Below are 8,261 nucleotides of genomic sequence, written 5' to 3'. Positions count from 1 at the left end.
ACCCTGCTCCCCGGCTGCGACGGAGACGTCTCCGACCTCCAGGGCCAGATCTACGCCGACGGCACCCGCGGCACCAGCCGCGGCAAGGCACTCCAGGGCGTCGCCTACGTCATCGGGGCCAACCACAACTTCTTCAACACCGAGTGGACCCCCGGCCAAGCCGTCGCCCCCGCCTGGGACGACTGGGGCGGCGAGGGCAACGCCTACTGCGACGCCGGTACGGCCGCCCGGCTGAAGGCGACCCAGCAGCAGAAGGCCGGGTCGACGTACATCGCCGCCGCGGCCCGGCTGTTCGTCGCCGGTGACGACAAGGTCCGCCCCCTACTGGACGGTTCGCACCGCAGCGCGCCCTCGGCGGGCCCGGCCCGCGTCCTCACCCACGCGGTCGGCGCCCACCGCAAGCCCGCGGTCCTGCCCACCACCTCCACCAAGGTCACCGGCGGCAAGGTCTGCAACCAGGTCGACCACGACGAGACGAAGAGCTGCCTGCCCTGGGACGGGAAGGGGACCTCACCGCACTTCGCGTACTGGCACCTGCCCCGGGAGACGGGCCGGTACGCGGTGACGGCCACGTGGTCCCGCGCCGGCACTCCCGTGCGGGTGACGCCGTCCCGCCCGTTCTCGGTGAAGGGCTCCGACGCCCTCGCGCTGCGCGTGATCGTGCCGCCCAACACCGCGGGCACCAAGCTGGACGTCCGCATCACCGACACCAACGGCCGGCGGGCCCGCCTCGGTCAGGCCACGGTGGACGGGCTGCCGGGCAACTCCATGACCTCCTCCGCCTGGGCCCGTGAGGTCCGCGTCCCGCTGAAGTCCGCAGTGCGCGCAGGGCTGGACCTCACCAAGGTCAAGTCGCTGGAGCTGGTCCCGCGCAGCACCAAGGGGAAGTTGTGGCTGATGGACGCCTGGGGCTGGCGCCCCGGCACCCCGGCGCCCGACCCGGCGAAGAACATGCCGCGCGTCGACTTCGGCCGCCTCGTCGTCAAGGAGGGGAACTCCGGCTCCCGCACCGTCCGCGTTCCGGTGCACGTCTCGGGACAGGGCAGTGGCCAGATCCGGCTGTACTCCGACCCGGCCGGCCCGGCGCCGCTCGCCCCCCGCACGGTGACCGTCAAGCCGGGCACGCAGCACCTGGACATCCCCGTCACCGTGCACGGCAACACCCGTTACGGCAACGACATGGCGCACGAGGTCTTCGCCAAGGCCGTGCGGGGCGCCGTCGTCGGCAGCGACCGGGGCGGAGTGACCGTCGAGAACGACGACCCGAAGCCCACGTTCACCGTGCGGCCCGTCACGGACCGGGTGACCGAGGGGAGCCCCCTCGCCTGGCGGATGACCCTGTCCGCGCCCGCCGACACGGAGGTGTACGGGCCGGAGCTCCGCGTCCTGCCGGTGACCGGCGGCACCGAGCTGTCCACCAAGGACGTCCCGGCCGACTGGCTGGCCACGCACTTCGGTGCCGAGCCCGACCCGCAACGGCCCCTGTCCCAGCTGGACGGCAGCAACCTGTGGCTGTCGGTGCCCGCCGGTCAGCTGAGTGCGGACGTGTCCGTTCCGACGGTCCGCGACACCGTCGCGGAAGGCACGGAGTCGATCCGGCTCCAGCTGACCACCTACGACGAGGAGGGCATCCCGACCGGGGGGTCCGTGCTGACCGGAACGGTCACCGACGCCTCCTGAACCGACCTGCACCCGCCGCGCGGGACCGTCCCTGCGGTCCCGCGCGGCGGCCGTTTGCCCGACCTCAGACAGGGGAGGAGTCCCCCGATGTCCACCACTTTTCGGTCATGACGGAGCGTCAGGCACGCGTGCGCGCCGCCCACACGCCCGCGCGCCCCGCACAACGGCCGGCAGCGCCGACCCGAGCGACGCGACCGACGCGCCGCACGGTCCGAGCCGTTCGGAACCGGGCGCGCCCACCGGGAACCTCCGGTGCGCGTACGGGTGTCTCCCCTGGGTACGACAGCCCGTGCAGATCCCCGCACCGGGGGGTCCCGCCCGGGCCCGAGCACTGTGACGGGTGCATATCAATGCTGCCGCTTCCCGTGCGGACAAGGCACACTGACGGAACCCAGACATCGCCTCAGGCAGGACAGGTGGACGCATGGACGGAGCACCGCGAGTCCCGGATCAGCGCCGTCCGGTGGCACCCGCTTCCGGCCGGCCCGCGGTCCCCCGGATCGGCGGGGGCCGGGTGCCCGGCCCCGGCGGTGCGGACCGCGCCCCGGACGCCGTGACGGGCCCCCCGAACAGCGCGGACGGAGCGTCGGACGGGCCCCGTACGGGTGTGGACGGACCCCCCACCGGTACGGGTCACGGGGCGGGGCCCGGACGGGTGGTGTCGGGCCCGCACCCCACCCCGGCCGCCGCACCCAGCACGCACCAGGCGACCAGCAGCAGCACGCCCGGCGCCGAAGCGAGCCCCCCGCCGACCGCGGGCCCGACCCGGGTGCCCCCGCCCCGCCCGACCGGCCCCGGAACCACCGGAACCACCGGACCCGGCGCCGCCCGGCCGTCCGAAACCTCCCGACGGTCCGGAGCCGACGGGTCGTCCGACGACACCTCCGAGGCGACCACCGCGGCGGACACGGTGAGCACCGGCACCCCGGGGGACACCACCCCGACGGCGGCCCTCACCCCCACCGCGGCCGACGGCTCCCCGGGCCTGCGGTTCGGCGTCCTCGGCTCCGTACGGGCCTGGCGCGGCCCCACCCCGCTCCCGATGGGCTCGCCCCAGCAACGCGCCCTGCTCGCCGCGCTGTTGCTGCGCGACGGCCGGATGGCGACGGCGGCCCAGCTGATCGACGCGCTGTGGGGCGACGATCCCCCCTCCCAGGCCCTGGCCGCCGTCCGCACCTACGCCTCCCGACTGCGCAAGGCCCTCGGCCCCGGCGTCCTCGTCACCGAGGCCGGCGGCTACGCCATCCGGATGCCGTCCGAAGCGCTGGACCTGACGCACGCCGAGGACCTCGCCGCCGGCGCCGAGAAGGCACGCGCCGAGGGTGACCTCCAGCGGGCGCGGACCCTGCTGAACCAGGCCCTCACCCAGTGGGACGGCGAGCCGCTGGCGAGCGTGCCCGGACCCTACGCGGACACCCAGCGGACCCGGCTGGAGGAACTGCGGCTCCAACTCCTGGAGACCCGGCTCGACCTGGACCTCGAACAGGGCTGCCACGCCGAGGCCGTCTCGGAGCTGACCGCGCTGACCGCCGCGCACCCGCTGCGCGAACGGCTGCGGGAACTGCTGATGCTGGCGCTGTACCGCAGTGGCCGCCAGGCGGAGGCGCTGGCCGTGTACGCGGACACCCGACGCCTGCTCGCCGACGAACTGGGCGTCGATCCGCGGCCCGGCCTCAGCGAACTGCAACAGGGCATCCTGCGCGCCGACCCGGCGCTCGCCGAACCCGTGACGGCCACGCCCGAACCGGTCGCCGCACCCGTCAGACCTGCTCAACTCCCCGCCACCGTACCCGATTTCACCGGCCGCGCGGCCTTCGTCTCGGAGCTGAGCGAGGTGCTGGCCACCGCCGAGGGACGGGTGATGGCGGTCTCCGCGGTCGCGGGCATCGGCGGGGTCGGCAAGACGACCCTCGCGGTGCACGTCGCCCACGCCTCACGGACCCGGTTCCCGGACGGCCAGCTGTACGTCGACCTCCAGGGCGCCGGCCCCCGGTCCGCCGAACCCGAGGCGGTCCTCGGCGCGTTCCTGCGCGCCCTGGGCACCCCGGACCCGTCGATCCCCGAGACCCTGGAGGAGCGCGCCGCGCTGTACCGGACGCTGCTCGACGGGCGGCGCGTCCTCGTGCTGCTCGACAACGCCCGGGACGCGGCCCAGGTGCGGCCCCTGCTGCCCGGCACCGAAGGGTGCGCGACGCTCGTCACGTCCCGGGTGCGGATGGTGGACCTCGCGGGCGCCCACCTGGTGGACCTCGACGTGATGTCCCCCGAGGAGGCCATGCAGCTGTTCACCCGGATCGTCGGCGAGGAGCGCGTCGGCTCCGAACGGGAAGCCGCGCTCGACGTGGTCGCCGCATGCGGGTTCCTGCCGCTGGCCATCCGGATCGCCGCGTCCCGGCTGGCCGCCCGGCGCACCTGGACGGTGTCCACCCTCGCCGCCAAGCTCGCCGACGAGCGCCGCCGGCTCGACGAACTCCAGGCCGGGGACCTCGCGGTGAAGGCGACCTTCGAACTGGGCTACGGGCAGTTGGAGCCCGCGCAGGCCCGCGCGTTCCGGCTGCTCGGCATCGCCGACGGCCCCGACGTCTCCCTCGCCGCCGCGGCGGCGGCGCTCGACCTGTGCGAGGACGACACCGAGGACCTCCTCGAAGCGCTGGTCGACACGTCGCTGTTGGAGTCGGCGGCGCCCGGCCGCTACCGCTTCCACGACCTGCTGCGGCTGTACGCGCGCTCCTGCGCCGAACGCGACGAACAGCCGCCCGCCGAACGCACCGCCGCCCTCGCCCGGCTCCTCGACTTCTACCTCGCCACGGCGGCCGGCGTGTACGCCCTGGAACGGCCCGGGGACCGCACCGTCGACCACCTCGAACGCACCGCCCGCCCCGGCCTGTCGTTCACCGACCGGGGCGCCGCGCTCGACTGGCTGTACACCGAGGCCGAATGCCTGCTGGCCGCCGTCCGACAGGGCGAGCGGTGCGGCTCCCGGCGCAGCGCCGTCGACCTGCTGATGGCGGCGAAGGCGCTCGCCGAGACGGGGGTGTGCGCCCGTCGCTACGAGGCCGCGGCGACCGCGCTGCGGGACGCGGCGGCCCGCGACGGCGACCCCCGGGTGGAGGCCCGGGCCCGGCTGACGCTGTCCCTGGTGCACAGCACCGCCGGCCGGTTCACCGCGGCCGAGCAGGAGGCGCGCCGCGCCCTGGCGCTCGCCGACGCCGCGGACGACCCCTGGGTGCGCTGCAACGCGCCGAACGACCTGGGGATCATCGCCCTGTACGAGGGGCGGCACGCGGAGGGCGAGCGGTACCTGGGCGACTCGATCGCGGCGTTCCGCGCGGACGGCAACCGGCCCGGGGAGGCCAGTGCCCTGTGCAACCTGTCGCGCATCCAACTCGCCGCGGGCCGCACCGAGACGGCCGTGCGGCTCGCCGAGGAGGGCGTGGCGATCTACGACCGGATCGGTCTGACCCTGCGGCTGGCGAACGGCCGCTACGCGCTGGGCATGGCCCTCACCCAGGCGGGACGGCTCGCCGAGGCCCTGGACCAGCTGACCGAGGCGCTGGCCGTATTCCGGGAGTCGCGGCAGCGGCTGTGGGAGGGCATGAGCCTGTTCCGGCTGGCGGAGGCCCACCTCACGGCCGGTCGACCCGCCCGGTCCGCAGCCCTCGCCGAACAGGCGTTGGTGGCGCTGCGGGAGATCGGCGGTCCCTGGCGCCGGGGCAACGTGCTGACGCTGCTGGGCCGGTCCCTGGCCCGGCTCGGGCAGTCCGACCGGGCCCGCGCCTGCTGGGCGGAGGCCCTGGCCATCTACGAGGAGTTGGGTTCGCGCGAGGCCGACGAGGTGCGGTCCCTGTTGAGCCCCGCAGCCGTGGCGTGACACCGTCCCCGGGTGCGCCCGGGGACGGTCGGTCGCCCGGCCGCGCGCCGGGCCGGGCCGCGGGCGCCCTGACGACCGCTCGGCTCCGGCGGGGATCAGGCCGGAATTGGTCTGCCCGGACGGCAACCAGGACACGTCCATGATCGTCTCCCTTCCCGAGGGGGCTGCGCGGGATGCACCCGGCCCGCCCGCGGAATCCCGTCGTTCGGCGAGAAACCGCCGGTCACCGGCCCGTTCATCGTTCGTTTATCTCGCTCGGCCACCATCTATCGCATCGGCTCGTCCCAGCGGGGGGCAGGCGAGCCGATCAGGCCACGCCGATGACGGTGTCGGCCGCACGCCCGTCCGGCAGCCCACGGGGGAGCTGCCGGACGGGCCGTCTCAACGGCTCCCAGGAACAGGAGTTCAGCACCATGAGCAGCACCGACAAGACCGGCAAGGCCCAGCCCCAGGACGCCGTCTCGACGGACGACCAGATCCTGGCCGCCAAGGACAACCACGCCACCGGCGGCAAGGTCAAGCCGCTCGACAACCACGCCACCGGGGGCACCGCGAGGCCCGCGGACAACCACGCCACGGGCGGCAAGCCGTAAGGCGCCCGTAGCACCAGGGGGAACGGGGGAACGGCGAGCCGCGGCGGCACCCAGGGGGAAGCCGCCGCGGCTCGCCGCCGCCGTTTCCGGCACGAGCGGTTCCACCGCATCCGGCCGGTGCGACCGACGCCCGGCCACTGACCGCATGGGAGATCAGTTACATGACCCGCGCAAAGAAGCTCCTTCTCGTCGCCGTCCTGGCCGCGGGAGCCGCGCTCGGCGCCGCCGGAGCCGCGTTGGCCGCGGACACCCACGCCACGGGCAGCAAGCCGCAGGACACCCATGCGACGGGTGGCGGGCTGCGGCCCGCGGACACCCACGCCACCGGTGTGCGTCCCTTCGACACCCACGCCACCGACACCCACGCCACCGACACGCGCCCCTGACCGGATGACGCCTGCGCGACCGGCGCGCGCCCGACCGGATGACGCCTGCGCCACCGTGCCGACGCGTACGGTGAACGGCCCGCGCCGCTCGGGGCACCCGTCTGGCGGAGCCCGGACACCGGGCGTAGCGTCGGTGGCGTAGGCCGCGAAGGAGGCGACACGATGGCACGCAACGTGCTCGGGTCGCTCCTCGCGCTCATCGGTGCGGCGGCCGCCGTCTGGAGCCCCTTCCGTGCCTGGTACGACGGCCGCCTCGGGCGGTACTACGAGGTCGGGGAGCTGTTCACGGGTCCGGGCGTGACGGACGCCCGCGCGGAGCTGTTCCTCTCGCTGTTCCTGCCGTTCCTCGGGGCGGCCCTGGTGGTCCTGGCGGGAGTGGTGTTCAGGTCCCGGCCGGCGGTGGCGCTGGCGGGCCTGGTGGTCCTCGGCCTCACCGTCCTGTGGATGGTCCGGGTCGGGCAGGCGCTGGGCGAGTTGGCGGTGCGCGGCGACGGCTCGGGCCTGGGCTGGGGGGTGGTCGGCGCCCTGGGCGGCGGCCTGTTGATCCTGCTGGGCGCACTCGTCATGGCCGGTCGGCCCACCCGTTCCACCGCGCCCGCCGCGCAGCCGCCCCCGCCGCCCTCGGACGCCGCCGAGACCCGTACCTGGGACCGGCCCCCGGACCCGCCGAGCCCCGGCTGAGCGCGCGCTGCCGGTTCACGCCTCGTCGTCCGGCGGCGGCCCGCCCTCCACCAGGCGTTCCGCGATCTCGTCGCCCCACTCCTGCGCCCACGCGCGCAGCGCCGCGGTCTCGACGCGGCCGATCCCGTACGCGCGGAACTCCCGTTCGTCCATCCACTCCGCACCCGAGAGCCGGGCCTGGAGGTCACGCGGGTCGAAGGTGTCGGGGGCGTGCCGGCGGCCCAGTTCCTCCAGGTCCGGGCGGCTCCAGCGGTCGGCGACGGCGTGCACGTGCACCAGGTCGCGGGCCAGGCCCCGATCGGCGAGCGCGCGGACCTTCGTCCCGGTCAGGTCCTCCAGGGCGAGGGCGAGCCCGATCGGGGTGGCGACCGGCGGATGCCACAACGCCTCCTTGTAGAGGACGACGCCGACCGGGGCGGGGCGGGCCGTTCCCGGGAGGTCCACGGTGACCGGCCGCGTGGTGGCACCGTCGACGGGCGCCTCCACGGTGAACCGGGCGGACAGCGGCCCGCGCTCCCCCGCCCGGACGGTCCAGCCCCGGCGTTCCAGTTCCCCGCGGACGTCGGCGGCGATCTCCGGGAGGGGCACGGGGCTGGCCGTCGCGAGGTCCACGTCACGGCTCGCCCGGGCCACCAGGCCGTGCGCGCGGGCGGCCCAGCCTCCGGTCAGGGCGAGCCGGTGGGGGCGGCCCGCGGCGAGGAGGTCGGGCAGCAGCCGGTCGTACGGGGTGCCGGGGGCCGGACCGGGAGTGGGTGCCATGGCCCCGATTGTCCCCGCGCCGGGCCACCCCCGCAGGTCAACGCGGGGTACGGCGCCACCATGCTGGACAGCATCACGTCGCACAGCTCGTGCTGGACGTCCTCCCAGGTGTGGCTGTTGCCCTTGCGCGGGTTGGCGTTGAGGGTCATGTGGGGGTGTGCCTGACGTGGGTGCTGAGGGGATCACCGCACCCAATCGAACGGACCGGGTGTGAGATCGAGGCCGCGACCTTGGTCAGCAGGGCAGTGTTCGCCGGCACGTCGTGGCTGAGCCGGACCGCGCGGTGCGGCA

5 protein-coding genes and 1 pseudogene are annotated in these 8,261 nt (G+C 75.2%); 5 read left to right on the top strand and 1 reads right to left on the bottom strand.

The window, feature by feature from the left end; translation table 11 throughout:
* The 5 genes and pseudogenes from ACFWIA_RS34680 to ACFWIA_RS34660 all read left to right on the top strand — a co-directional run.
* Positions 1-1,680, top strand: a pseudogene (locus ACFWIA_RS34680) (hypothetical protein); the annotation flags it as partial.
* Positions 1,681-2,722: 1,042 nt separating this feature from the next.
* Positions 2,723-5,551, top strand: a complete 2,829-nt coding sequence (locus ACFWIA_RS34675; protein WP_387011255.1) for a BTAD domain-containing putative transcriptional regulator — start codon at positions 2,723-2,725, stop codon at positions 5,549-5,551.
* 413 nt (positions 5,552-5,964) lie between these two features.
* Positions 5,965-6,144, top strand: a complete 180-nt coding sequence (locus tag ACFWIA_RS34670) for a hypothetical protein (protein ID WP_385493983.1) — start codon at positions 5,965-5,967, stop codon at positions 6,142-6,144.
* A 161-nt stretch (positions 6,145-6,305) separates the two neighbouring features.
* The gene (locus ACFWIA_RS34665; RefSeq protein WP_387011254.1) at positions 6,306-6,530 is read left to right on the top strand and encodes a hypothetical protein; all 225 of its coding nucleotides are present in this window, start codon (positions 6,306-6,308) and stop codon (positions 6,528-6,530) included.
* Between the two features lie 162 nt (positions 6,531-6,692).
* Positions 6,693-7,211, top strand: coding sequence for a hypothetical protein (locus ACFWIA_RS34660; RefSeq protein ID WP_387011253.1), 519 nt, complete (start codon positions 6,693-6,695; stop codon positions 7,209-7,211).
* 15 nt (positions 7,212-7,226) lie between these two features.
* Here ACFWIA_RS34660 and ACFWIA_RS34655 read toward each other — a convergent pair whose 3' ends face one another.
* Positions 7,227-7,970, bottom strand: a complete 744-nt coding sequence (locus ACFWIA_RS34655; RefSeq protein ID WP_387011252.1) for a nucleotidyl transferase AbiEii/AbiGii toxin family protein — start codon at positions 7,968-7,970, stop codon at positions 7,227-7,229.
* Positions 7,971-8,261 lie beyond the last annotated feature (291 nt).

This window comes from Streptomyces sp. NPDC127068 (assembly GCF_042724695.1).
Classification (GTDB): domain Bacteria; phylum Actinomycetota; class Actinomycetes; order Streptomycetales; family Streptomycetaceae; genus Streptomyces.
Note: the sequence above shows the minus strand (reverse complement) of the source record. Positions and strands in the feature narration are given on the sequence as shown.